This is a genomic window from Falsiruegeria sp. JB4-1 (assembly GCF_055693495.1).
In genome coordinates this window covers 3,719,489-3,744,070 of sequence record NZ_JBVFTZ010000001.1, presented here as the reverse complement: position 1 = coordinate 3,744,070, position 24,582 = coordinate 3,719,489, and the positions used below count along the sequence as shown (strand labels likewise).

Annotated in this window: 15 protein-coding genes and 2 pseudogenes; 14 read left to right on the top strand and 3 right to left on the bottom strand. The window is 57.7% G+C overall.

The annotated features are described in order from the left end of the window. Positions 1 to 34 precede the first annotated feature (34 nt). The 4 genes from ACZ1HE_RS19020 (at position 35) to ACZ1HE_RS19005 (ending at position 6,064) form a co-directional block, all read left to right on the top strand. Positions 35 to 2,437 carry a GcvT family protein gene (locus ACZ1HE_RS19020; RefSeq protein ID WP_472623350.1) on the top strand — a complete coding sequence of 801 codons (2,403 nt, stop codon included), beginning with the start codon at positions 35 to 37 and terminating at the stop codon, positions 2,435 to 2,437. Next, positions 2,434 to 3,951: a trimethylamine methyltransferase family protein gene (locus tag ACZ1HE_RS19015; RefSeq protein ID WP_472623348.1), complete on the top strand. Its 1,518-nt coding sequence runs from the start codon at positions 2,434 to 2,436 to the stop codon at positions 3,949 to 3,951. Before ACZ1HE_RS19020 ends, ACZ1HE_RS19015 begins: the two co-directional genes overlap by 4 nt. A 10-nt stretch (positions 3,952 to 3,961) precedes the next feature. Then, on the top strand, positions 3,962 to 5,266 hold the full coding sequence (locus ACZ1HE_RS19010) for an NAD(P)/FAD-dependent oxidoreductase (RefSeq protein ID WP_472623346.1): 1,305 nt from the start codon (positions 3,962 to 3,964) through the stop codon (positions 5,264 to 5,266). A 69-nt stretch (positions 5,267 to 5,335) separates the two neighbouring features. Beyond that, positions 5,336 to 6,064 (top strand): hypothetical protein, encoded by a 729-nt coding sequence (locus ACZ1HE_RS19005; protein ID WP_472623344.1) that lies wholly within the window; start codon positions 5,336 to 5,338, stop codon positions 6,062 to 6,064. 2 nt (positions 6,065 to 6,066) lie between these two features. On the opposite strand, the gene ACZ1HE_RS19000 is transcribed toward ACZ1HE_RS19005, so the two are convergent. Next, entirely contained in the window at positions 6,067 to 9,453 is a 3,387-nt protein-coding gene (locus ACZ1HE_RS19000) for an indolepyruvate ferredoxin oxidoreductase family protein (protein WP_472623342.1), read from the bottom strand. 129 nt (positions 9,454 to 9,582) lie between these two features. Here ACZ1HE_RS19000 and ACZ1HE_RS18995 point away from each other — a divergent pair. The 9 genes and pseudogenes from ACZ1HE_RS18995 to ACZ1HE_RS18955 all read left to right on the top strand — a co-directional run bounded on the left by ACZ1HE_RS18995 (position 9,583) and on the right by ACZ1HE_RS18955 (position 19,292). Next, positions 9,583 to 10,060: pseudogene (locus ACZ1HE_RS18995) on the top strand (Lrp/AsnC family transcriptional regulator). Positions 10,061 to 10,254: 194 nt separating this feature from the next. Further along, positions 10,255 to 12,612, top strand: a complete 2,358-nt coding sequence (locus ACZ1HE_RS18990) for a FecR domain-containing protein (protein WP_472623340.1) — start codon at positions 10,255 to 10,257, stop codon at positions 12,610 to 12,612. A 60-nt stretch (positions 12,613 to 12,672) separates the two neighbouring features. Continuing rightward, on the top strand, positions 12,673 to 12,855 hold the full coding sequence (locus ACZ1HE_RS18985; RefSeq protein WP_472623338.1) for a hypothetical protein: 183 nt from the start codon (positions 12,673 to 12,675) through the stop codon (positions 12,853 to 12,855). Positions 12,856 to 13,042: 187 nt separating this feature from the next. Further along, on the top strand, positions 13,043 to 13,360 hold the full coding sequence (locus ACZ1HE_RS18980) for a hypothetical protein (RefSeq protein WP_472623336.1): 318 nt from the start codon (positions 13,043 to 13,045) through the stop codon (positions 13,358 to 13,360). Further along, positions 13,357 to 15,828 (top strand): PKD domain-containing protein, encoded by a 2,472-nt coding sequence (locus tag ACZ1HE_RS18975; RefSeq protein ID WP_472623334.1) that lies wholly within the window; start codon positions 13,357 to 13,359, stop codon positions 15,826 to 15,828. The genes ACZ1HE_RS18980 and ACZ1HE_RS18975 overlap by 4 nt, the downstream gene beginning before the upstream one ends. Continuing rightward, positions 15,720 to 17,303, top strand: a complete 1,584-nt coding sequence (locus ACZ1HE_RS18970) for a PKD domain-containing protein (protein WP_472623332.1) — start codon at positions 15,720 to 15,722, stop codon at positions 17,301 to 17,303. The genes ACZ1HE_RS18975 and ACZ1HE_RS18970 overlap by 109 nt, the downstream gene beginning before the upstream one ends. Positions 17,304 to 17,322: 19 nt before the next feature. After that, positions 17,323 to 17,526, top strand: coding sequence for a PKD domain-containing protein (locus ACZ1HE_RS18965; RefSeq protein ID WP_472623330.1), 204 nt, complete (start codon positions 17,323 to 17,325; stop codon positions 17,524 to 17,526). 52 nt (positions 17,527 to 17,578) lie between these two features. Further along, on the top strand, positions 17,579 to 18,340 hold the full coding sequence (locus ACZ1HE_RS18960; protein WP_472623328.1) for a hypothetical protein: 762 nt from the start codon (positions 17,579 to 17,581) through the stop codon (positions 18,338 to 18,340). Beyond that, on the top strand, positions 18,330 to 19,292 hold the full coding sequence (locus ACZ1HE_RS18955; protein ID WP_472623326.1) for an adenylate/guanylate cyclase domain-containing protein: 963 nt from the start codon (positions 18,330 to 18,332) through the stop codon (positions 19,290 to 19,292). Before ACZ1HE_RS18960 ends, ACZ1HE_RS18955 begins: the two co-directional genes overlap by 11 nt. A gap of 190 nt (positions 19,293 to 19,482) precedes the next feature. On the opposite strand, the gene ACZ1HE_RS18950 is transcribed toward ACZ1HE_RS18955, so the two are convergent. Next, complete coding sequence (locus ACZ1HE_RS18950) at positions 19,483 to 19,827, bottom strand: DUF3307 domain-containing protein (RefSeq protein WP_472624555.1); 345 nt, start codon at positions 19,825 to 19,827, stop codon at positions 19,483 to 19,485. Between the two features lie 356 nt (positions 19,828 to 20,183). Between ACZ1HE_RS18950 and ACZ1HE_RS18945 the strand changes: the two genes are divergently transcribed. Continuing rightward, entirely contained in the window at positions 20,184 to 23,183 is a 3,000-nt protein-coding gene (locus ACZ1HE_RS18945) for an ABC transporter transmembrane domain-containing protein (protein ID WP_472624553.1), read from the top strand. Positions 23,184 to 23,296: 113 nt separating this feature from the next. Here the strand turns inward: ACZ1HE_RS18945 and ACZ1HE_RS18940 are convergent. Further along, positions 23,297 to 24,582, bottom strand: a pseudogene (locus ACZ1HE_RS18940) (mandelate racemase/muconate lactonizing enzyme family protein).

Genomic DNA, 24,582 nt, shown 5'->3' with positions numbered 1-24,582 from the left:
AGCGTCCCTTTGACGTCAGGCAGTGGAGGGTCGGATGAAGTCGAATTACCGCGTGGTTGTCATTGGGGGTGGCGTTGTTGGCGCCTCGGTTCTGTATCATCTGGCCAAGTTCGGCTGGTCTGATGTTTGCCTGATCGAACGAAAGGTTCTGACCGCCGGGTCCAGCTGGCACGCAGCCGGGGGCATTCATGCTCTGAACGCCGATCCGAACATTGCCGCGTTGCAGGCCTATACCATCGACCTGCTGCCCGAGATCGAGAAGGAAAGCGGTCAGAACATCGGACTGCATATGACCGGCGGCTTGACGATGGCCGGGACGCCTGACCGTTGGGAGTGGTTGCAATCGGCCTACCGCGTGTTCCAATCCATCGGTATCGAGGATTGCCGCCTTGTCACGCCCGAAGAAGCACAAGAGCTGAACCCGGTGATGTCCACCGATGGGCTGTTGGGCGGTATGTGGGCCGATCGCGAGGGATACATCGACACCACCGGAACCGTTCAGGCCTATGCGGGCGCGGCCAAGAAACGCGGCGCGACAGTGGTCGAAAACAACCGTGTGCTAGAGCTGAACCAAACCGCCGAAGGGTGGGAGGTCGTGACCGAACAAGGCACCATCCAATGCGAACATGTGGTCAACGCCGCAGGCCTCTGGGCAAAGCAGGTTGGGCGCATGGCGAGCGTTGAGCTGCCGGTTTCACCGCTCAACCATCACTATCTGATCACCGATGCCATCCCCGAGGTCGCAGCGCTGGATCACGAGCTGCCGATGACCGTCGACCTCGAAGGTTTCACCTACATGCGGCAGGACCAAAAGGGGATGCTGGTCGGTATCTATGAGATCGACCATGACCACTGGATGGAAGACGGCGCGCCCTGGGAGTATGGATTCGAGCTACAGCAAGAAGATCTGGGTCGGATCGAGAATGAGCTGACCCTTGGGTTTCAGCGCTACCCCTGCCTCAACAATGCCGGTATCAAAACCTGGGTGAACGGGGCGTTCACCTTCTCTCCCGATGGCAATCCGTTGGTGGGGCCGGTTCCGGGTAAGCGCGGTTACTGGACGGCTTGCGCGGTCATGGCTGGATTCCTGCAAGGCGGTGGCGTGGGCAAGTCGCTGGCCGAATGGATCATCCACGGCGAGCCTGAGGCGGATGTCTACGGCATGGACGTTGCCCGCTATGGCGATTTTGCGCAGAACAAACGATACATCCGCGAAACCACGGGGCAGTTCTATTCCCGCCGCTTCGTGATGACCTATCCCAACGAGCAGCTTCCAGCGGGACGTCCGCTGAAAATGTCCCCAGCACATGACGCGATGACGGCGGCGGGCTGCAAATGGGGCGTCAGCTGGGATCTTGAGGTTCCGCTGTATTTCGCACCCGAAGGGTTCGAAGAGACACCGACCCTGAAGCGTTCAAACGCCCACGACATCGTTGCCGAGGAGTGCAAAGCGATCCGCGAGGGCGTGGCGCTGCTCGACATCACTGGGTTCTCGCGGTTTGAGGTGTCAGGGCCGAATGCCACCATCTGGCTCGACCGGATCATGGCGTCAAAACTGCCTGCTCCGGGGCGTGCCAAGCTGGCCCCGATGCTCAGCGAGACAGGCAAGCTCAAAGGCGATCTGACGGTTCTGAATTGGGGCGATGGCCGCTACTGGATCATGGGTAGCTATTATCTCCGGGCCTGGCATATGCGTTGGTTCAACGACCACATGGACGATGGCGTCACCCTACGCGATCTTGGCGAAGAGGTTTGCGGCTTTGCCGTGATAGGGCCGAAATCGCAAGAGGTGGTTGAGAAGCTGGGAGAACAGGATATTGGCGAACTGAAATTCATGGGATGCGCTCAGTTCGACATTGGCTTGGTACGCTGTCAGGTGGCGCGCATGTCGGTGACGGGCGAGAAAGGCTATGAGCTCAACTGCCGCTACGGCGATCACATCGCTCTGCGCCGGATGCTGCTAGAGGCAGGCGCTGAACAGGGCATCCGCGAGGTCGGGTTCAATGCAATGTTGTCGACACGCATCGAAAAGAGCTTTGGCATCTGGTCGGCGGAATTCACCCAAGGCTACACGCCGGGCATGACCGGCATGGATCGCTGGATCGACTGGGAGAAGGATTTCGTCGGGCGCGAGGCAGCTATGGCCGAGCGCGACGGCAACGGCCCGGGACAGGTGCAGGTCACGCTGGAGATCGAAGCCGAGGGTGCCGACGCCAGCGGGTATGAACCGATCTGGTTAGATGGTAACCGCGTGGGCTTTGTTACATCCGGTGCTTACGGGCACCACACCGGCAAGTCTTTGGCGATGGCGCTGGTGGACCGGGAACAGGCCGCGGTTGGCACTGACTTGAGCGTGCATATCGTGGGTGTCGAACGACAGGCAAAGGTCATCGAAATCTCACCTTATGACCCCCAGGGTAAGGCGATGCGGGCATGACCAGGCGTGGCAGGCGCGCGCGGGTCGAGGCCCCCGCAGAACAGCGCAAGGTCGACTATCACAACCTGCGCAACCCATTCCCTCCGATGCGCGCCTTTACCGATGACCGGATCGAGGCGCTGCATGAGGCTTCGCTCGAAGTGCTCGAAGACATCGGCATCAAGGTGCTGCTGCCTGAGGCGCGAGAGCTGTTCCAGCAAGGTGGCGCGCGGATCGACGACGAGATGGTCTTTATCGGCCGCGATATAGTTGATGCTGCAATCGCCAGCGCCCCGAAATCCGTCCCGATCAGGGGCGCGGTGCGAGAACGCGACATCACGCTGGAACTGGGATCATTGGTGTTTCAACCGGGTGCCGGAGCACCCCATGCCACCGATTTGGAACGCGGGCGTCGCCCCGGATCACTGTCGGATTTTCGCGAAATGGTGCAGCTGACGCAGCATTTCGATGTGCTGCAGATGATCCCACCCTTGGTCGAGGCGCAGGATATCCCGATGCATCTGCGCCACTATGCAATGACGGAAACTATCCTGACCCAATCGGACAAGGTGCCGTTTCTCTATTCCCGTGGTACGCCGCAGGTGATGGACGGGTTCGAGATGATCCGCGATTTCCGCGGCATCTCGGATGATGAATTCCATGCGACCCCATGGTGTTACACCATCATCAACACCAACTCGCCCCGTGTGATCGACATGCCGATGGCACAGGGTCTGATCGACTTTGCCCGCGCAGGCCAGGTGTCCATCGTCACGCCGTTCACCCTGATGGGGGCTATGGCGCCGATCACTGTGGCAGGCGCCATGACACTGTCCCATGCCGAGGCGCTGGCGGCGATCACACTTACGCAGCTGACTCGCGCGGGCGCGCCGGTGTGTTATGGCACCTTCACCAGCAACGTTGATATGAAATCCGGCGCGCCCGCCTTTGGCACGCCCGAACATTTCACCGCATCGCTGGTTGCGGGTCAATTGGCGCGCCGGTTGGGTCTGCCGTGGCGTTGTGCGGGCGGATCAGCAGCCAACATCAACGATGCGCAGGCTGCGAATGAAAGCCAGTTTGGCCTTTGGGGTTGCCTGATGGCAGGGGCCACGGTGGTGATCCATTCGGCCGGTTGGCTGGAAGGTGGGCTGACGGTTTCTTACGAAAAGATCATCACCGATCTGGAAGTTCTGCAGATGGTTGCCGAGCTTTGTGCAGGTACCCCGGCGACGGATGCCGACATCGCGCTAAGTGCACTGCGCGAGGTGCAGCCCTCGGGTCACTTCTTTGGCGCGACCCACACGATGGAACGCTATCAGACCCAGTTCTATGAACCGGTGGTGGGCGACTGGTCGAATTTTGGCACCTGGTCCGAGCGGGGTTCGGTCGATGCCAACCACCGAGCGACCGGTATTTGGCAGAACATTGTGAACACATTCGAGCCGCCCAAGCACGACCCTGACCGGGTGGGGGCGCTGCAAGAGTTTATCGCACGCCGCACCCAAGAGGGCGGCGCGCCGCCGGAGAGTTGAGAGACAAGACATGAGCAACCCAGACGCAATCATCATCGGCACCGGCGTCATCGGTGCAGCTATCGCTTTTGAGATGGCCAAGGCAGGGCGCAAGACCCTCTCGCTGGATCGTAACGCACAGGTGGGCCACGGCTCGACCGCCGGGTCCTGTGCCATTATTCGGATGCATTATTCCACCTTCGACGGCACCGCCTTTGCGTGGGAAGGGTATCACTATTGGCGCGATTGGGCTGATTACCTTGGCCTACCTGAGAGTGCGAACCTGGCTCAATTCAAGCAGACTGGGTGTCTGGTGATGAAAACGGACGCCAACGGTCAGCTTGAGAAGCACATGAAATACAGCGCCGAGCTGGACTGCCCGTTCGAAGAATGGTCGCCAGAGCAGGTCGTCGAAAAGATGCCGGTCTACACGCTCGACAGTTTTGCCCCGGCCAAACGGATGGATGATCCGGAATTCGGCCAACCCAACGGACGCAAGATGGGTGGTGCGGTGTTCTGGCCGCAAGCAGGTTATGTCACAGACCCGGCGCTGAGCGCGCAGAACCTGATGAATGCCGCCCGTCAGCATGGCGCCGAGGTGCGCACCGGCGCCGAAGTGATAGAGATCCTACAATCAGATGGTCGTGTCAGCGGTGTCAAACTGGCGGACGGAGAGGAAATCCATGCCCCTGTGGTGATCAATGTGGCAGGGCCCGGTTCGGCCATCGTCAACACTATGGCGGGCGTTTTGGATGACATGACCATCCAAACCCGACCGCTGCGGCAAGAGGTGGTGCATGTCCCCAGCCCAGAGGGGTTTAATTTCGAAGAACAGGGCACAATCGTCTCGGACAGCGATATCTCGCTCTATGTTCGGCCCGAGCACGGCAATCATATTCTGATCGGATCCGAAGACCCTGAATGCGATCCCCACCAGTGGTGCGAGGATGACAAGGACTACAATCGAGAATTCACCGACCAATGGACCACGCAGGCCATGCGCTATGCGCAGCGTGTGCCATCGCTTGGTATCCCGTCGAAAACGCGCGGGGTGGTGGATCTTTATGATGCATCCACCGACTGGATCCCGATCTATGACAAATCCAGTTTACCGGGGTTCTATATGGCCTGCGGCACCAGCGGGAACCAATACAAGAATGCCCCAATTGCGGGCAAGATGATGGCTGCCTTGGTCGATTACTGTGAAGGCGGCGGCGATCACGACAATGCGCCGTTGCAGTTCAAATTGCCCTATACCGGGCACATGATCGACGTTGGTTTCTATTCGCGCAAACGTCCGATCAACGAGGAAAGCAGCTTCTCGGTTTTGGGCTGACATCTGGACTGCCAATCGGATCGGCCTATTTTGGCGCATTGAGATGCGAGGCAGGAGGCCGATCCGATTATGACACAGACGGGACCAAAAGTTCTGATTCTGGGCTCTGCGCCCTGCGCGCAAGAGGCGGCAGATTGGTCGCGCGAACCCTTTACCCACATCTTGGCCATCAACAACGCCTGGCGCGTTCGGCCCGATTGGGATTTCCTGATCCACCCCGAGGATTTTCCCGAAGCAAACCAACCTGCCAAACTGGCGCCCAACCAGAAGATCATCACCGCCCGGGAATATGTCCCCGCGCAAAACGCTTATGGTGGCTTTGTCTACGCAGGCGGCACGATGGCTTTTACAGCGGGGTATTGGGCGCTACACGCGTTGAAGCCAGACGTGATCGCCTATTTCGGCTGCGACATGGTCTATCCTGCGCGAGGCAACACGCATTTCTATGGAACCGGGCAGGCGGATCCGTTGCGGCAGGACATCACGCTGCGCTCGCTTGAGGCCAAATCCGCGCGTTTGATGCAATACGCTGCCCGCCAAGGGTGCCGTATGGTGCGCCTGTCCCAAGGAGAGAGCCGCTTGGTGTGCCCCCGGTCTGCTCCGGAGCGGATGAGTAAAACGCCGCTAACCGATACCTCGCGCCTCGCCAGTGTCGAGGCACAAGAACGCGCGCTGGGTTACTATGTTCCCTCTGGCCGCTATTGGAAGGTCGCGGCCCGGTTCGACCCGGCAGAATTGGATCGGATTGACCGGCTGTGGCTCGGCAACATACAGCAGCAGGATGTTAAGGCCGCCTAATTCTATAAGGCACTCTTTAGATCTGTGAATTTGGCTTTGGCGACTTTGACAGCCTGTTCGCGCACTGGCCCGTATCCACGGATCTCATCTGCTACGGACAGGATCGCCTGCCAAGCCTCGGTATCCTTTGCTTGATCCAACAGCCCCTCGTACCACGCCAGTGTGTCGCGATGCATTTTGGCCTCGGAATGATAGCCGAACGGGTTCAGGGGCGAATTGCGCAAGCCTTTACCCTTGGCCAGCAGACCCAGAACCGACTGCATCCATGGCCCAAATGCGCGCTTTGCAGGGCGCCCGCGACCGTCCTTGCCAAAGTTCAGGATGGGCGGGGCCATGTGATAGTTGAGCTTGAAATCGCCTTCAAAATTCTCGGCCAACTCATCAGCAAAGGCTTGCCCGGTCATCAGGCGGGCCACTTCGAACTCGTCTTTATAGGCCATCAGCTTGAACAGGTTGCGCGCGGCGATTTCGGCCACTTCGTCCGATGTTCGGGCGCGGAGTTGCTCAATCCGGTTGGTGAAGCGCTGGGCGTAAGCCTTGTCTTGATAGTCGGTCAGGAACGCCGCGCGGCGCGCGATCATCTGATCCAGCGTTTCCGGCTGTTCCTCGGGCGTGATCATATCTTTCAGGCGGGCTGAGTCCGCAGCCATCGCGCGTCCAACAGCAAAAGCTAGCTTGTTCTTTTCAACGGCCACGCCGTTCAGCAGGATCGCTTGAGACAGCGACATCTGTTCGACCGGAACCAGACCTTGTTGCCAAGCAAAGCCCAGCATCATCACATTGGCAAAGACCGCATCTCCCAGCACTTGTTCGGCCAACGCGTTGGCATCGAACCCGGCCACGTTGTCGGCTCCCACAACCTTTGAAATCTCGACCTCGCGGGTGTCGACGTTCAACTGCGCATCGCGGCGTAGAACCAAATCGCCGGTCGGCATTTCCGCCCGGTTCAAGACAACTCGAGTGCCCGAGCTATAGTGGGCCGAGGCCTTGGGGGCCGAACTGACCACCACATCACAACCGATCACCGCATCCGCCGTGCCCTGGTCGATCCGCACCTGGTTCAGCGCTTCGGGCGCAGCACCCAGACGGATGTAACTGAGCACGGTGCCAAATTTCTGAGCAAAACCGGTGAAGTCGAGCACTGAACTGCCTTTGCCTTCAAGATGCGCGGCCATGGTGATCAGCGCGCCGACGGTTACAACGCCGGTGCCGCCCACCCCCGTGACCAGAAGGTCAAAGGGAACGTCGAGTGGTGGCAGCTCGGGAGTGGGCAACCCGGCCTCGATGGTCTCCAGGTCCAGTGTCACCGCGCGTTTGCGCCGGGTGGCGCCTTCGACGGTGACAAAGCTGGGGCAGAACCCTTCGAGGCACGAGAAATCCTTGTTGCAGGAACTGAGGTTGATCTTACGCTTACGGCCCAGAGGCGTTTCGCGCGGCTCGACGCTCAGGCAGTTGGACGCGACCGAACAATCACCGCAGCCTTCGCAGACCAAATCGTTGATCCATGCAAACCGTTTGGGGTCATCCATCGTACCCCGCTTGCGGCGACGGCGTTTTTCGGTGGCACAGGTCTGCTCATAGATCAGCACTGTGACGCCCGGGATCTCGCGCAATTCGCGCTGGACCTGATCCATTTCCTTGCGGTTGTGGAATGAGGTGTTGGCAGGGAAGTTGGCACGCGAGAATTTTTCGATGTTGTCCGACACCAAGGCGATCCGATCGACCCCTTCAGCACGGCACGTCTGAGCGATCCCGGATACGCTGACAGGACCGTCCACAGGCTGACCGCCCGTCATTGCAACTGCGTCGTTATAGAGAATCTTGTAGGTGATGTTGGTGCCCGCTGCGACCGCCTGACGGATTGCGAGTGAGCCGGAATGATACCAGGTACCTTCGCCAAGGTTCTGGAAAATATGCTTGCCACCGTTGAATTTACTGGCCACCACATGCGGCACCCCTTCACCGCCCATCTGCGCATAACCCACCGTCTGGCGGTCCATCCAGCTGGCCATGACATGACAACCAATGCCACTGGCCGCAGTGGAGCCTTCGGGCACTTTGGTCGAGCTGTTATGCGGGCAGCCAGAGCAGAAATACGGCGTACGGGTTGCGCCTGGTACGTTGATCAACTGCGGTGGCGTGTCGGTCAGCGCCTTGGCTTTCGCAGGCAGGTCCTCCTCGGGAAAAAACGCGTCCAGCCGCGCGGCGACGATGGGGGCCAGCATCAGTGGGCTCAGCTCTCCGGTCCAGGGGATCAGCGGCTCACCGTGGCTGTCGTATTTACCAACCATCTTGTGCGGTTTGTCACCGGGCCAGTCATAGAAATACTCTTTGAACTGGCTCTCGATGATGCCGCGCTTTTCCTCGACCACCAGCACCTCGGCCTTGCCTTTCACAAAGCGCAGGGCGTTGCGGCGGGCGAGTGGCCAGACCATGCCAACCTTATAGATGTCGATGCCCAATTCGCGGCACTTGCCCTCGTTCAGGCCAAGCAGGCGCAACGCCTCCATAAGGTCCAGATGGCCCTTGCCGGTGGTGACAAAGCCGAACTTGGCCTTCTCGATGTCATACACACGGCGATCAATCGGGTTGGTCTCGGCAAAGGCGCGTACGGCGCGCAGCTTGTGTTGAATGCGGGTCTCGATCTCGGGCGAGGGGAGATCGGCCGCTCGCACATGCAGCCCACCAGCGGGCACGTCGATGTGCGGCAATTCAAACGCGCGGTCGGGGTGTAATTCTACCGAACGGGCACTTTCAACCGTCTCGCTGATCGCCTTGAACCCAACCCAGGTTCCAGAAAACCGCGACAGCGCTAGTCCGTATTCGCCGTATTCCAGATATTCGTCGACGGATGCCGGGTTCAGCGTTGGCATGAACCAGGTCATGAAGGCCACATCGGATTGGTGTGGCATCGAGCTTGAGACACAGCCATGATCATCGCCCGCCACGACCAGCACGCCACCCTTGGGAGCCGATCCATAGGCATTGCCGTGTTTCAGCGCATCGCCAGAGCGGTCGACGCCAGGGCCTTTACCGTACCACATGGAAAACACGCCCTCGACCTCGCAATGGGGATCAAGCGTCGCCTGTTGTGCACCCAGGACAGCCGTGGCACCCAGATCTTCGTTCACGGCGGGCATGAATTTAATCTTGTCCTCGGCCAGCCGATCGCGTGCTCGCCAAAGCTCAAGGTCCAGCCCGCCAAGTGGCGAGCCGCGATAACCGGAAACAAAACCGGCCGTGTTCAACCCGGATTCACGGTCACGCCGAGCCTGATCCATCATGATCCGGGCAAGGGCCTGAGTTCCGGTCAAAAACACGCGCCCTGTCGTGTTGGTGTAGCGATCCGAGAGTTGATAGGGGCGCAAGTTTGATTTGTGTAGTGTCATGGCTGGGGTCACTTTTGGGTTCCGGCTAGTCTCAACTTAACCCTTGGCTGCTGGTTTTTTGTTCCAAATCTTGCAATTGATTGCTTATTCTTGGTGTGATGACCCGGAAATTGACAGAATAGTGGATGCATGAACCAAAATTTGAACTTGGATGATCGGGACTTCCAGATCCTGAAGATGTTGCAGCAAGACAGTCGAGATCTCAAATTCAAACCTGGCTGAGGCAGTTGGAATGTCCACTTCGGCCCTGTGGCGGCGCGTACGTATGCTTGAGGATACGGGTGTTATCGAACGCTATGGAGTGGTGGTGAACCCCAAAGCGATGGGATTGGGGTTCCAGGCTATCGTTCATGTTCAATTGACACGCCATGATCCAGAAAAGATCGTGGATTTCATTCGCGCAGTTGAAACCAGCCCCGAAGTGCAGGAGTGCTTTGCCACCACCGGGCAATCGGACTACCATTTGCGTGTTTTGTGCGCGGATCTAGAACAATACAACCGGTTTCTTGACGGGTTTCTGTTCCGTCTGCCTGCAGTCGCGAGCGCACAAACAAATGTTGTTTTACGTACTCTGAAGCAAAACAAACCGGTGGCAAATTTGTCCTGACGAATCGCATTGCTTGGCGCCGTGTTGTTTCGAATTTTGAAACAAATTTGGTGAATCTAGAATTTTGGCATAACCTTGAGTTAATTTGTGAGCTTACTTTTGGTGTTTGCTGCATTCCGGGGGCAGCAAACACCTTTGAGACTATACTAAGCAGACGTTTTGCTTCGACAAATCGGTCATTTGGGACTGGCGGTATGATGTTGAAGAAGAATTTGATTGATCGAAATTTGTCTTTGCCACGGGCGAAGGCCGGGATTGTTTCATGCATTATTCTGATAATTTCCCCCATTGCCCAGGCCGAGACTGATCCTTGGTCAGCTCCACTGGAAGTCGTGCGCTTTGGCGAAACAGACACGATCCGTGGCGTCGTTGGCAGGCACCTTAGCGATCCCGACCTGTGGCCTGCTGTTCTGGCGCTCAACGACATTGCTTCACCTGCGGACCTGCGCCCGGGCACAGAGTTGCGGTTGCCTGTCAGGCAAGTCGCGGCAGCGGACCAAGCCCTGCTGACATCGTTGCAGGCTATTCAAAAGGCAAATGCAGAGGGTGCGCGCATTTTTGCGCCTGTCGAAATAGGACGGGCGATAGAAAACCGCGACACTGCCGTCACTCAACGTGAGTCTGGCCAATGGCGCGAAGTGGTCAATTATGCCGGTGTCGCCAGCGATTTCGCCCGAGAAGCGCTGGATATTTCGATCGCGCAACGGGATCGTTCAGCCGAGGCCGTAGTGTCCGATGTACAGGGCAACGTTGAAGGTCGTGCGCCGGTCGAGCCGAAGTGGTCGGATCGTGCCCGCAACGATGTTCTGGTCGAGTTCGAGCGTGTCCGTACGCTTTCTGCGAGCACAACGCAGATCACATTTCGCGACCTCAGCCGGTTGAGGCTCAACCCGAATTCGAATGCCACGATCCAGCGGATGCGTTCAGACCCGTTGACGGGAGGTGAAGTGACCAAGGTATCGCTGGCTGAGGGTGATTTTTATGCCCTGTTGAATCAGCTATCGGAGAAAACAACGTTTGAGATTGATGTCCCTGGAATTGAAACCACGACAAACTCGGCGGATTTTTGGATCAAGAACGATCAAAGCGGTGCGCGGTTTGTAAATTATGACACACCTGAGCTTGAGATCGAGCGCGGAGGGCAGATCTTTGCCTTGGGTGAAAACGAGGGCGTTGTCATTGCTGGATCGGGGGCACAGCGGGCAGAAGTTCTGACCAGCCCGCTCCTTAATCTGCCATCGGTCGGACAAATCCTTTATTCAGAAGCCGCAAACCTGAGCTGGGACGTATTTGAGGGCGCAGAGGCGTATTGGCTCGAAGTTGCAAGCGACCCGGGCTTCAACCAGATGCAAATTTCTGAATGGGGTATCCGGGACACGGCTTTTGCGGCAACGGGTCTGAAGCCGAAGCGCTATCACTGGCGGGTGGCGGCGCTGGACAAGCTGGGCCTGCCGGGAGAATGGAGCACGGCCCGCGATTTCACGTTGCGGGTTGATGATACGCCGCCGTTTCTGACGCTGATGTCTCCAGGTGCCGATACCATCGCCACAACTCCGCAGATTGAAGTTTGGGGAGCGACTGAACTAGAGGCGACGCTGACGCTCAACGGTAAGCCGCTCAAGGTTGACGGGGATGGCAGTTTCGTAACCGACCTGACCCTTTTGCCGGGGCAAAACGCGATTGAGGTCGTTGCAATTGATCTGGCTGGCAATGTGAGTCGCCGCGGCCAGACAGTTGTCTATCGGCCCGCAGCTTTGGTCGACATCGTATTTTCGGACGGGATTGCCACGGTAAACGATGCGTTGGCGTCTCGCACCGGGCAGCTCTCTGTATCTGCTAAAACCACGGCCGATCCTGGCGCGGCAGTCGTTGTCAGGTCAGGGGGTGGAGGTGTTTTGCTACGTACGCAGGTGGCAACTGACGGCACATTGGGTTTCACCGTTCCGGTGGACGAGTTGGTGCAAAACTTCTTGATCGAAGTTTTGGCTCCGGGAGGAGCCGTCGAAGGCGAATTGGGTTTTATGGCAATTCAGGATCAAACCCCGCCGCAGATTACGCTGGATGTACCACCACCTCGGGCCACGTCCGACGAACGTTTGTCAGTGACCGGTGCTGCAGGTGACGCGGTGGCCCTGACATTGAATGGAACAGAACTGCCTATGTTAGACGGACGGTTTGATCTGTCCGTATCGCTTGTGCCCGGACCCAACGAGTTTGAGCTTGTGGCTACGGATGCGGTTGGAAATGTAAGTGTCACACGTCTGAATACATTGCTGGATGTTGATCCGCCCGAGGTTCTGAGCGCAAAGCTCGGGCGCCCCGAAGGCGATAGCGGACCAATTGAAATTGAAGTGCTGGCCCGTGACGCGTCTGGGCTGCGTCAGGCGGCACCGTTTGTCATTAGCGCGGGGGGCACCGAAATCGAAGGCTTTTTGCGGTGCGACAATTCCAGCGGCCTGTGCCGGGCAGTGCTACCGCCCGAGTTGGGAAAGTTGGAATTGGTTGAATTGATCATCGAAGACTACGCGGGGAATGCCGCTTTTGAACAATAACGACCAGCCGGGGTGGGGGCACCGGGGTGGTCAAAAAAGGAACGGTGAAGGGGAACGGAAATGAGATGGATAAAAGGCTGCGCAGCTGCCGCGTTGGCTGTGATCCTGTCATCCGAGTGCGGTGTAGCGCAGCAATTGGCCCCGGCTGATGGGTTGCTTGTTGTATACGGTCCCCGTGCCCCCTCGCGCGAAGGGGACGTCGATCGGCGTGAGCAGGTTTTTTCAGCGTTCCAGCTGATCTGAAAGATCGCGTTTTTGTCCGAATCTTCGACCCCGAGACATCTGGCAAGCGCGACTTTACGTATGGCGGGGCGGCCGACTCTGAAACTACGTTTCGTGTGTTTGGGGGGCTGGCGCATATACCGAAGCAGACCGTCCAACCCCGGTCGAAGATGGAGCACGTGAACCGCGATTGATCCCATATGATCCAGTGACACAACCGGGTAAGATTCTGGTCGAAAAAGCGTGGGGATCTGATCGTGATACTGACGGCCGTTGGGTCAATCTGACCGCTGTCAGGGCCAGTCAGGGCGAAGTTGTTGGCGGTCGCGCTTATTTCCGTATCGATGTACAGGGCAGCAAGGGCAACGATGGCAATGGGTATTCTCTGGACGTAAGTCTGTCTCGTGATCGTGCCCGCGCGCCTCAAAGTTTGGAAATGTTTGCCTATCGTCCAACCGTGCGTTGGTCAGCTGCAGCGATACGGCGACGCAAGTCTGGTTCACCCGTACCACCAACGGCCCGTTGAAGGTCCAGAGCTTCGATGGCGCCAAAGGGGAATTGGCGCTGGTGACAGACTACGGCGATTTGGGGTTGCGAATTTCAGGGCAGGATTTCTGGACTTCGGACACAGTGGATACCGATGAAACCAATCTGGCCATCAGCCTGATCGGTGGGTTTGAGACGCCCAATGATGTCACTTTGGCCGTTTTTGACGCGGCAGGTGATCCTGTTCCACTGAAAATGCCCCCAAAACACGCGCCAACGCCATCTCGTCCGACAGCCATTGGCAGTGTCCGCCCGTTGGCCGATTGCCGTTCAGTGGCCTTTGACGCCAGCAGATCTATCGGACTGACCCCTTTGGGGCATGAATGGGACTTTGGCGATGGAAACCGCTCGGAAAAGCCTGTGGTGGCACATCGCTACGCGGAACCAGGCCGTTATACTGCTCGGTTGCGGGTTCTGGACCCCGGCACTCGGCCTGGGCGAGGCGATGAAATTATGTTGCCAGTTCATGTGCGCAATGCACCGGTCGCCGTGCCTGGTGCGGATATCGTGGTCGCGCCGGGGCAAACGGTGGACTTTGATGGCTCTGGTTCCCAGGAATCGGATAGTCCAATTACGGGTCATAGCTGGACGTTTGGCGACGGTGGCCGCGCTGAAGGAGCCAAAACCAACCACGTTTACAAAGTGCCGGGTCAGTATCGCGCCGTTCTGCGGGTCAAGGATGACAGCGAACACCCCTGCAACGTCGGGCTTGCGACCCGGAGGGTTGTGGTCAATTTCCCACCTGTTGCCGAGGCTGGCACAGACCAGAGTGCCATCGTGGGGCAAACCGTAACTGTCTCGGGAGGAGCCAGCTACGACGTGGACGGTTTGATCGACACCTATCGCTGGAGCATGGGCGACGGCACGGTTCTGGAAGGTCAAACCGTCAGTCATGAATATGCCGAAAGTGGATCCTACCAGGTGTTACTGACCGTCATCGACGACAGCGGTGTGGTCAATAATCTCGCGACAGACGGGATGCGGGTTGAGGTCAACTCTCCGCCCGAGCCAACCTTCACGATCCCGGAGCGACCGGTCTCGGTGTCCGAGGTTGCTCTGCTCGACGGATCGGCCACCATTGATGCCGATGGCGAAGTGCTTTCCTACATCTGGGATTTTGGGGATGGCGCGGTTGGAGAAGGCCCAATTGTTGACTATGCATGGACGCAACCCGGCCAATTCACGGTTACGTTGACCGTTGAAGACGACAGTGGGACTGCCTCGGCCTTGCAATCGGTCACCCGAACCGTGCGTGTCGATGCCGCACCGGTGGCTGATGCCGGTCCGGATCAATTTGTGACCGCAAGCGAAGTGGAGTTCAACGGAGGGGGATCTGTCGACCCGGACGGGACCATTACGGAATGGGTCTGGGATTTTGGCGACGGACGTACCGCAACCGGTCAGACGGTAAGTCATGCATTCTTACGGCCCGGTGAGTACGAGGTTGCCGTGACCGTCCGTGATGACAGCGGCGCGCCGCTGAATACGGACCGCGACACGTTGCAGGTAACTGTCAATGCCACGCCCATTGCCGATGCTGGACCGTCACAGACTGTGGCTCCGGGAGAGGAGTTCGTGGTTTCAGGCAGAGCATCGATTGACCCGGATGGGCAGGTTTCTGAACACATCTGGACTTTCCCCGACGGACAAACAGTGTCTGGTGTTCGAGCTGCGCACACGATCGATGAACCGGGGTTATATCGGATTGGTCTGTTGGTGCGCGACAATTTCCAAGGCGGCGCGGCAGAGGACGAGGATGAAGTATTCATCACAGTGAACGCCGCCCCTGTGGCGGTTGCCGGAACGGACCGTTTGATCGCTCCAGGTGAGACCCTGCAGTTTGATGCGGGTCAGAGTTTTGATAGCGATGGTCGAGTAACCAGTTATCGGTGGGAGTTTGATGACTTGGGCGCGCCGCTTGAAGCGCGTACAGTGGAACGGCACTATCCCATTCCAGGTGTCTGGTCAGCACAGTTGGTCGTAACGGACGACAGCGGCGTTCTCAACAGCACGGCCAGTGATGATATGACGATCCGTGTGAACCACCCGCCAGTGGCCGAGGCCGGGCCGGATATTGATACTGACAAGCTATATGTTTCTTTTGATGCTTCGCAATCCAAGGACGCCGACGGGGATGCGTTGATGTATCACTGGGACTTTGGCGATGGGTCGTCGCCAGTTTATGGTGAGCAGGTCACGCATATCTATCCGCGCTCGGGTGTGTTCCCGGTTACACTGCGGGTAGACGATGGCACGGGGCTTGCAAACGCGCGTTCCGTGGATGCCACAAAGGTAACGATCCGCGCGCGCCCACTGGCAGATGCCGGGGAAACCGGGATGTGTGTTCTGGTGAACCCATCCTGTTTGATGCCTCGGATAGCGCCGATCCAGATGGTGGGTTGCTGGCATACGAATGGGACTTTGGGGACGGCAGTGCCTCAGATCTGATCAACCCGACCAAGACCTATGAGCAACCGGGAGTGTATCCCGTGACGCTAACTGTGCGGAATGAAACCGGCACCCAGTATGGAACAGACATCGATCGCATTGCGGCGCTCGTGCGTGAGGGCCCAATTGCAGATGCAGGTGGGGACCGCACTGTGTGTTCAAACCAACAAGTTCGCTTTGACGGTTCGGGATCAACGGACGCGGATGGGGCCGTGAATGCATTTGCTTGGACTTATGGTGACGGCAATTCCGGCAGCGGTGAAACACCGGTTCACATCTTCAAGCGGGCTGGAACCTATGCAGTGACTCTTACGATTACGGGCGAGGCGCGTGGTGCATGTAGCCCACTCGACAGCGATGTTGCCAACATTACTGTGGTCGAGGCACCGACATTGAAAATCATCGGCTCGGATCGGGCCGCAGCGGGCATGCCAGCGAAGTTTTCAGCCGAGCTTGAACAATTGGGTGAAGCACAGGCTTTGGGGTTTGAGTGGGAGTTCTCGGACGGGTCAACATCCACAGGTAAGGAGGTATCTCATATCTTTGAGAGCCCGGGCGCGTATTTTGTAACGCTTCGCACCAACCTGTCCGGCGGAACCGAGGGCTGTACCGATCTGGAAATTATTCGCAAGGTAATCGTGAACGCTGCGCCTAAACCTGTCATGGACGTCGTTGCCGAGGTGGCGGTAGGCGAATCCGTTCGGTTCGATGCAGGAGGTTCTGTAGACCCGGACGGCGCGATTGTCGGTTTTCGCTGGAATTTTGGAGATGGAGGCTCGGCGGACACCGTGTTGGCCTCGCACCGTTTCACCGAACCGGGCGACAAAACCGTTGTTCTGACAGTTTGGGATGACGCGGGCGTTGGAAATTCTGAACGAAATGTCGAACAGATTATTCGGGTCACACCGGCGCCACTCGCGGGGCTGGCTGCTGATGGTGCTGTATGTCCGGGTGTAGATACTCCCTGGAGCGTGACCGTAGAAGATGGAACGCAAGTCAGCTGGCAATTCGGAGGTGGTGCAGAAATTGCGGGCGCTTCGGTCGAGCATAACTTTGTCTCCCCCGGCTTGTTCCCCGTGCGGGTCAGCATGGATGATGGGCGCGGCCTGTTAAGCAGTCGACGCAGCGAAGAGACATACGTGCGGGTGAACTCTGCACCGAGTGCTCTGGCAGGGCCCGACCGCGTCGTGTGTCCGGGGGATGCAGTTGTATTCGATGCTGGTGCCTCAAGTGATCTGGATGGTCAGATCACCGATTGGAGTTGGGAATTCAGTGATGGTGTAATTTTGGAAGGGGAACGGGTTGAGAGGGTCTTTGAAAGCCCGGCGGATCTGCTCGTTCGGCTTCGTGTGCGTGATGATAGCGATGCGATTGGATGTGATGTTGGAACTGATGCGGCCAGGGTTTTGGTCAATGCTGCCCCGGTTGTCGACGCTAGGCCCGGACCGTACAGTGCCGGTTGGCGCTGCACATGACGTTGTGAGGTTTGCAGAATTGGATGCAAAAGACCCAGACGGGCAGGGAACACAGGTGACCTGGGCCTTTGGTGATGGGACCGAGGCGACAGGGTCTGTCGTGCGTCATCGCTACACCACTGCTGGCAGCTACACTGTTACTGTGCGAGCGCAAGACAGCACCGGCTTGGTCTGCGGAATTGGGCGAGACACTGCCACGATAACTGCGGTGCCGCGGGATTGAGGACACGATATTATCAAGACGATTCAAGCAAAGTGATCTAGGATTGGCGCCAATGAGATTCCCGTTGCGCCTCAAGTTCTTTGTTTTTGCTGTACTGCTTGCTGTTGGCCCTTTGGCGCTTGTCGGGCAAAATCTGACGCGTCTCTCGCGGGACGAGTTAAAAAGTGCAGCAAACGAAGACCTGACTACGGTTGCCGCTCAGCTGAGAACCGCGTTCGATAACACCTTTCAGGGCCGATGGCTGACGCCTTTGATGGTCATCCGAAACGGTGTCGACAGCGATGTTCTGGGCGTTCCGCAAAAAGTCTCACTTCTGACTCTTGGTCTGGAAGAGCTGCCGCAGGTTGTGGCTTTGCAGTTATCCGTCGAGGGGTCGGATCTGCCCATTCTTGTGACGAATGAGGGGTTCGCCGAAAAACTTGTGAAGGCGGGGCTGGATCCAATCTCTACGCTTGCAACACCGCCGGAACTGATCAAAGCGTTTGAAGGCACCGGCCAATTCGGGCGTCCGGTTGTCAGCCGAGTTTCTGAAACGGGCGACTGGCTGGCTACGCTGGCTTTACCGCTGTCGACACAAATTGCCGGGCGTCAGGTCACGATGGCGGCCAAGATTGAATTGTCTATCCTGGGTGACATGGTGCGCCGTCATCCCTTTGCGCAACGTGGCGAAATCACGATTGTCGACCAAGCAGGGCGGAGTGTCTTGGGTAAAGAACCCGAGATGTTGATCCAACGACAGATCGTTGCCTCTACCATGCCGCTCATTGTGGCTAGGCGCACGGGCGGACGCGCTAGAGCCCTATGTGCGACCTGACGGGACTGCCGTTCTGGGGGCGTATGCCTTCCCCGACTGGTTTCAATGGGCGGTAATTACTGAATTGAGCGAAGACAGCGCCTATGCGGTTGTGAACGCGATCACCCGGCAGATCTTGATCGTAGGTCTGATCGGTTTCGCCATCGCGGCTGTAGGGGCTCTAATCTTTGCCCGACAACTCACGCGCCCGATCCTGGCCATCGGTGCAGTGGCCGAGAAAGTGGGCGAAGGTGATTTTGCTGCCCGGGTAGAAGACGTGCGAGCCCGTGATGAAATTGGCGATCTGGCCCGGCGGATAAATCAGATGATCACGCATCTGGGCGAACGGATGGAATTGATGAAGTTTGTCTCGCACGGCACCATGTCAGCCATTCAAAAGGCCGAGACAGAAGGTATGGAACGAGGCGGAGAGCGGCGTCGTATCTCGGTCATTTTCACCGATATCCGGGGTTATACCGAATTCTCCGAACGTGTGTCGCCCGAAGTCGTGATCGAAGTGCTCAATCAGTATTTTGACGTTCAGGCTGACATAGTGAACGAGTTCGGGGGGGACGTGGACAAATTTATCGGTGATGCTCTGGTTGCTGTATTCGAAGGGCCGGATATGGAACTGCGTGCTGTTGAGTGTTCGGTGAACATTACACAGGCCATGGCGCGGTTGTTGGAAGAGCACCCCGAGCACAATTTGCATGTTGGAATTGGTGTCGCTTCGGGAGAGGTGGTCATGGGGGCTATGGGCGCGCAGGATCGAATGGATTTCACCGTTCTGGGCTCAACCGTGAACCTGTCAGCACGGCTGTGTTCCAAAGCTGAACCCGATCAGGTGTTGGTCGATCAAGCCACGCGCAATGCAGCGCTAGATCGAAACGGCGTAGTTTTTGATGCGCTCGATCCAATCCCTCTCAAGGGGTACGCCGAACCGGTCCCCGCATATTCTGCTGCTCGCCACTAATGGTCCTGAAAACCGGCGGTGCTCCCACGCCCAAGTGGTCACATCTGCGGCGCCACCTCAAACAGCCTTGGGCGTTGCGCTGGGTCAAGCCAGGCGCGATTCCACCAAGACGGGATCTTTAGTCAGGGACATCGACGATCGGCGGGAGTATCAGGGATTTCGAAACAAATCTGTTTTGTTGAATGCGATGTCAGGCCGCATAGACCACCCAGGCCCAGGTCATCGCCACGTAGGTCAAGTTATGCAGGCACTGATCCAGTCCTACCGCCTGCCAAAAAGCCGCTTGTGCAGGGTTGAGGTTCTTTCGCTCGGAATAGCTGGCTTTACCGAAGTCGATGTTGAAATGAACAATCCACTCAAGTGCGACGACGATGGCAATAAACAGAAGGGGTGAACCGATTATCAAAAAAACAAGGATTGATCCCAGAACATGCACACCTGCGTGCATTGCCCGCCCCAAATGCCAGTATTGGCACCGTCCGGACAGCATCTTAGGTGTCTGCAGATAGAAGTCCGCAAACATATGCTTGATCATGAACAAGCCAAACAAAAACAGCACAGAGCTGATCGGTTCGGGCAAAGCTATCCTCCAAACTCTTGCCGAGATACAGCTTATGCGCATATCCGACCGGCTGCAAATGAACTGGTTCACAGACAGGAGAATTTTCGGATGTGTAAATCCATTTGCCTGAAAACGGCGAGGCGGAGTAAGTTTGAAGCGAGCGTTTAACATGAAGCTTGAATCGCATGTACCCTGGCTGCGCCTGTTGCCAGGGGTAACAGTGGGGCAAGTTTTCCAGGTTTCTCCCGAAACGCTTTGGTTTTGACGATTGTACTCCGTCGTGTGTTTCGGCTGCGCTGTAATTCAGGAATAGTCTCATAGAACGTTCGATTTTTAAATTTATTTGGAAGTATTCCAAGCGCGACCAGCTGATACTGTTGGCGGTGACGACAACTCTTTTCCCGTTGCTCTACCTGACACTGGAACTGCCCAAGCGGATTATCAACGACGCCATTGGTGCGGCCAGCTCTACGATTAACGTGTGGGGTTACACTGTTGATCAGGTCACGTTTCTAGGCATCCTGTGTATTGCATTCTTACTGTCAGTTCTGGCCCACGGCCTGATGAAGATGCGCATCAACACGATGAAAGGCGTGCTCAGCGAGCGTATGCTGCGCCGGTTCCGATATCAGTTGATCGCGCGGATCATGCGCTTTCCCCAGCCCTATTTTGAACGGGTCAGCCAAGGTGAGATGGTGTCCATGGTCACCGCAGAAAGCGAGCCGATGGGTGGACTGATGGGTGACGCCATTAGCCAACCGGTGCTGCAGGCTGGCCAGATGATCACTATCCTGTCGTTTCTGTTCCTGCAGAGCTTCTGGTTCGGGCTCGCCGCCATCGCTCTGATCCCCTTGCAAGCCTGGCTGATCCCCAAGCTGCAAAAGCAGATCAATTTGCTCAACAAGGCCCGCATCCAAGAAGTGCGCGTGCTGGCGGCCCAGATCGGGGAAAGCGCCGCTGGTGCCTCGACGCTCAGGGCAAATGGCGGCTGGCGATATCGCCGGGCAGCGATCACGGATCAACTGGGGCGGCTTTTCGATATCCGCTTCGAGATCTACCAGAAGAAATTCTTCATGAAGTTTCTCAACAACTTCATTTCGCAGCTGACACCATTCTTTTTCTTTTCCATCGGTGGCTATCTGGTGCTGCAAGGCGCGGTGTCTCTGGGCGCCCTGGTTGCGGCTTTGGCGGCCTACAAGGACCTCAGCAGCCCGTGGAAGGAACTGCTGACCTACTACAATCAGACCCAGGACATGTCGATCCGCTGGGAGGTGATCCTGGACCGCTTTGCTCCGCCCGGCATGGTGGATGAGGCACTGTTTGAAGGCGAACCAGAGAGCCGCCCCAAACTGGACGGAGACATCGAACTGGATCATGTCTCGGTCAGGGATGCGGACGGTAACCTTGTGCTGGACGATTTGACCGCAACGCTGCCCGGTGGTGGCATCATTGGTATTGCAGCACCCAGCGAAGAAGACCGCCGTGCCTTGGCCGAACTGCTCACACGCGAGATTATGCCGCAAGCGGCAGGCACGGTGCGGATCGCGAACCACAGTCTATCCGAGCTGCATCAGGCGTTGATAGCGGCTCGGATTGGTCATGCCACCTCGCGCCCCGTTATGTTTCAAGGGAGCATCGGCGACAATGTCATGATGCCAATGCGGCCCCAGCCGCAAGGTGACAGCGTTGACGGCAAGGCGCACCGCGAGGCTGTTCGGGCAGGCAACAGTGATGATCCCTTTGATGCGAATTGGCTGGATCCACAGCTTGCAGGGTTGGAAGACGAGACTGCCCTGCGCGCGTGGTGGTTGCGCTTGATCGAGGGGATGGGCTCGGGGGCCGCTTTGTTTCGGCGCGGCGCTGAGCAGAAGTTCGATGCCGCAGACCACCCAGAACTGGCTGCTCGTCTGATTGAACTGCGTCCCGTAGTGCAGCAAGCGATGCGGGACGCCGGTTTGCAAGCACAGGCTTATCTTTTTGATCCTGACGCCTATAACCCCGCGCTACCGGTGGCGGAAAACCTGCTCTTTGCCACGCCAACGGTGGCCTTTTCGCAGGACATGATCGCCTCACAGACCCAGTTCCTGGCATTGCTGCGATCCTTGCATGTAGACGAGACCTTGGTCAGCCTGACCCAGGACGTGATTGACATGCTGCGTCAGATCTTTGGGCTGGATGGCACCGACCACCCGCTGTTCCGCAAGCTGGGGCTTGAGGTCAAGACTTATGAAACTGCTGTTGAGCTGGTCGAAAAAACCCGCACGGACGGGGCGGCGGCGCTGGATGACACCGAGCTTGCAAACTTGCTGGCCGTGCCTTTCCGCATCTCGGCCGATCAGATCGGGCCTGCGTTCTCGGACGAGCTCAAGGCGCGCATTCTGGAAATCCGGCGTGGGCATTCGGCGGAGCTGCTGCAATCGCTGGACGGGGTATTCACTCCACTTTCGCCTGACAGCTATGCGCCAGGCCTAACGGTTCTTGAAAACGCGTTGTTTGGTAAAGTCAGCGAAGTGGGCGGTGCGAAAGCGGACGAACTGCGCAAGTTGATTACAGATACTTTGGCCGAACACGGTGCGCAGGCGCAGGTGATCGAGTTGATCTATGATGTACCCGTTGCCTTGGGTGGCAGCAACCTGCCGGCTGTCTTTGCCGAGCCACTTGCTTTTACCCGTGCGACGATCAAGAAACCCGATGTGCTGATCCTGGACAAGGCCTTGGACAGCTACGACATGGACACGCAGGTGGCGGTCTACAGAAATCTGCGGGCGCTGTTGCCAGACACCACCGTGATCTATCTGAACGATCAATTCCAGTCGCCGGGTGTATTCGACGTTTTCCTGGAAATTCAACAGGGTCGCATCGTCAGCGAAGAGGCCCAGACAGAGGTCGAAGAGGACAGTGTCGCCTCGGCAGATTTGGCGCGCAAACTTCGGGCATTAGAGCAAACACCACTCTTTTCGGGTCTCGATCGGCGACAGCTGCGGCTGCTGGCCTTTGGTGCGCGCTGGTATGATGCCAAGGCGGGCGAGGTCGTTTTCCTGAAAGACGATGAGCCCACGGATGGTGCCTATATGATGATCGATGGTGAGGCGGGGCTCTATCTGCCGCAGGACGAAGTCGAGGATCAGCTGATCGCCAAAGTGGGAGCCGGAACGCTGGTGGGTGAGTTGGGCCTGATCCGCAAGGTGCCGCGCGCGCTGTCGATGGTGGCCGAAACGGACATCACCTGTCTTCGGATCGGAGAAGAGGAATTCCTGGCTGTGGTTGAGAACGATGCGGCGACGGCCTTCAAGCTATTGCAGGTCGTGGCGGGCTATGTCTCCAATTGACGGCGCATCATGCGGTATTCTTCTGCTCTGAGGTGCGGACAAACGAATACCTCTGGGAGCAAACCCAATGAAAACTCCCATCAATCATCCGTCGTTGGATTGAAGTGTGGCGGTCACAGGGGCGTGCAAGGATTGTAGCTGCACAACACCCCTGCCGCTGGGACCAAATTACCCTTCTTTGGCAGGTGCCCCCCTTGAAACGCGTTGCCACCTTTGTAGTCGCAGGGCTCCTCTTGCATCTGTAGGTGCAGACCGTCGTCTGTATAGGGATGTGCGCGGGCCAGATCTTCGTCCACGTCGATGCCCAAGCCCGGCGTGTCCGGGGGGCAATAAATCCGCCCTCTACCCGGATCGAACCTTTGATCAAGGCGTCATGGAACGGTGTCTCGATGCTTTCGGCCAGCAGGATGTTGGGGATTGACGCCGCAAGTTGGATATTGGCAGCCCATTCCACAGGACCTGCGTAAAGATGCGGGGCCATTTGAGCGTTGAATACTTCGGCGATCGCGGCGACCTTTTTCATCTCCCAGATGCCGCCGGCCCGGCCAAGCGCGGGTTGCAGGATTTCGGCCGCGCCGGTGCGAAGGACGGCTGCAAACTCGGTCTTTGTGGTCATTCGTTCGCCAGTGGCCACGGGGATGCGCACGTTGCGGGCGACGCGGGCCATGTCTTCGATATTGTCGGGCGGTGTGGGTTCTTCAAACCAGAGCGGCGAATAAGGTTCCAGTGCTTGCCCCAGACGAATGGCACCGGCGGTGTTGAATTGACCATGGGTGCCAAATAGAAGATCGGCCTTGTCGCCGATTGCCTCGCGGATCGCCTTGCAGAACGCCACAGACAAAGAGATATCGGTCATCGCAGGCATATGCCCGCCACGCATCGTGTAAGGGCTTACCGGATCGAATTTGATCGCTGTATAGCCCCGGCGCACCATTTCAGCGGCACTCTCTCCGGCCAGTTCAGGCGAGGTCCAGAACTCGTTCAGATCGTGATGAGGCAACGGGTAGAGGTAGGTATAAGCTCGAATGCGGTCGTTCATCCGCCCACCAAGCAGGGCGTGTACAGGGCGGTCTCGGTCCTTGCCCAGGATGTCCCAGCAGGCAATCTCGAGCCCGGAAAATGCACCCATGACCGTCAAATCGGGACGTTGGGTGAAACCGCTGGAATACGCGCGGCGGAACATCAGCTCGATGTTTTCGGGGTTCTCGCCAGCCATGTGCCGGTCGAACACATCGCGGATCACCGGCTTCATCGCCTCTGGTCCCACAGACGAGGCATAACATTCGCCCCACCCCGTGATACCCGTGTCGGTGGTAAGCTTAACCAGGATCCAATAGCGCCCGCCCCAACCAGGCGCAGGTGGAGCGGTGACAATGATGTCTAGGTCTTGCAGCTTCAT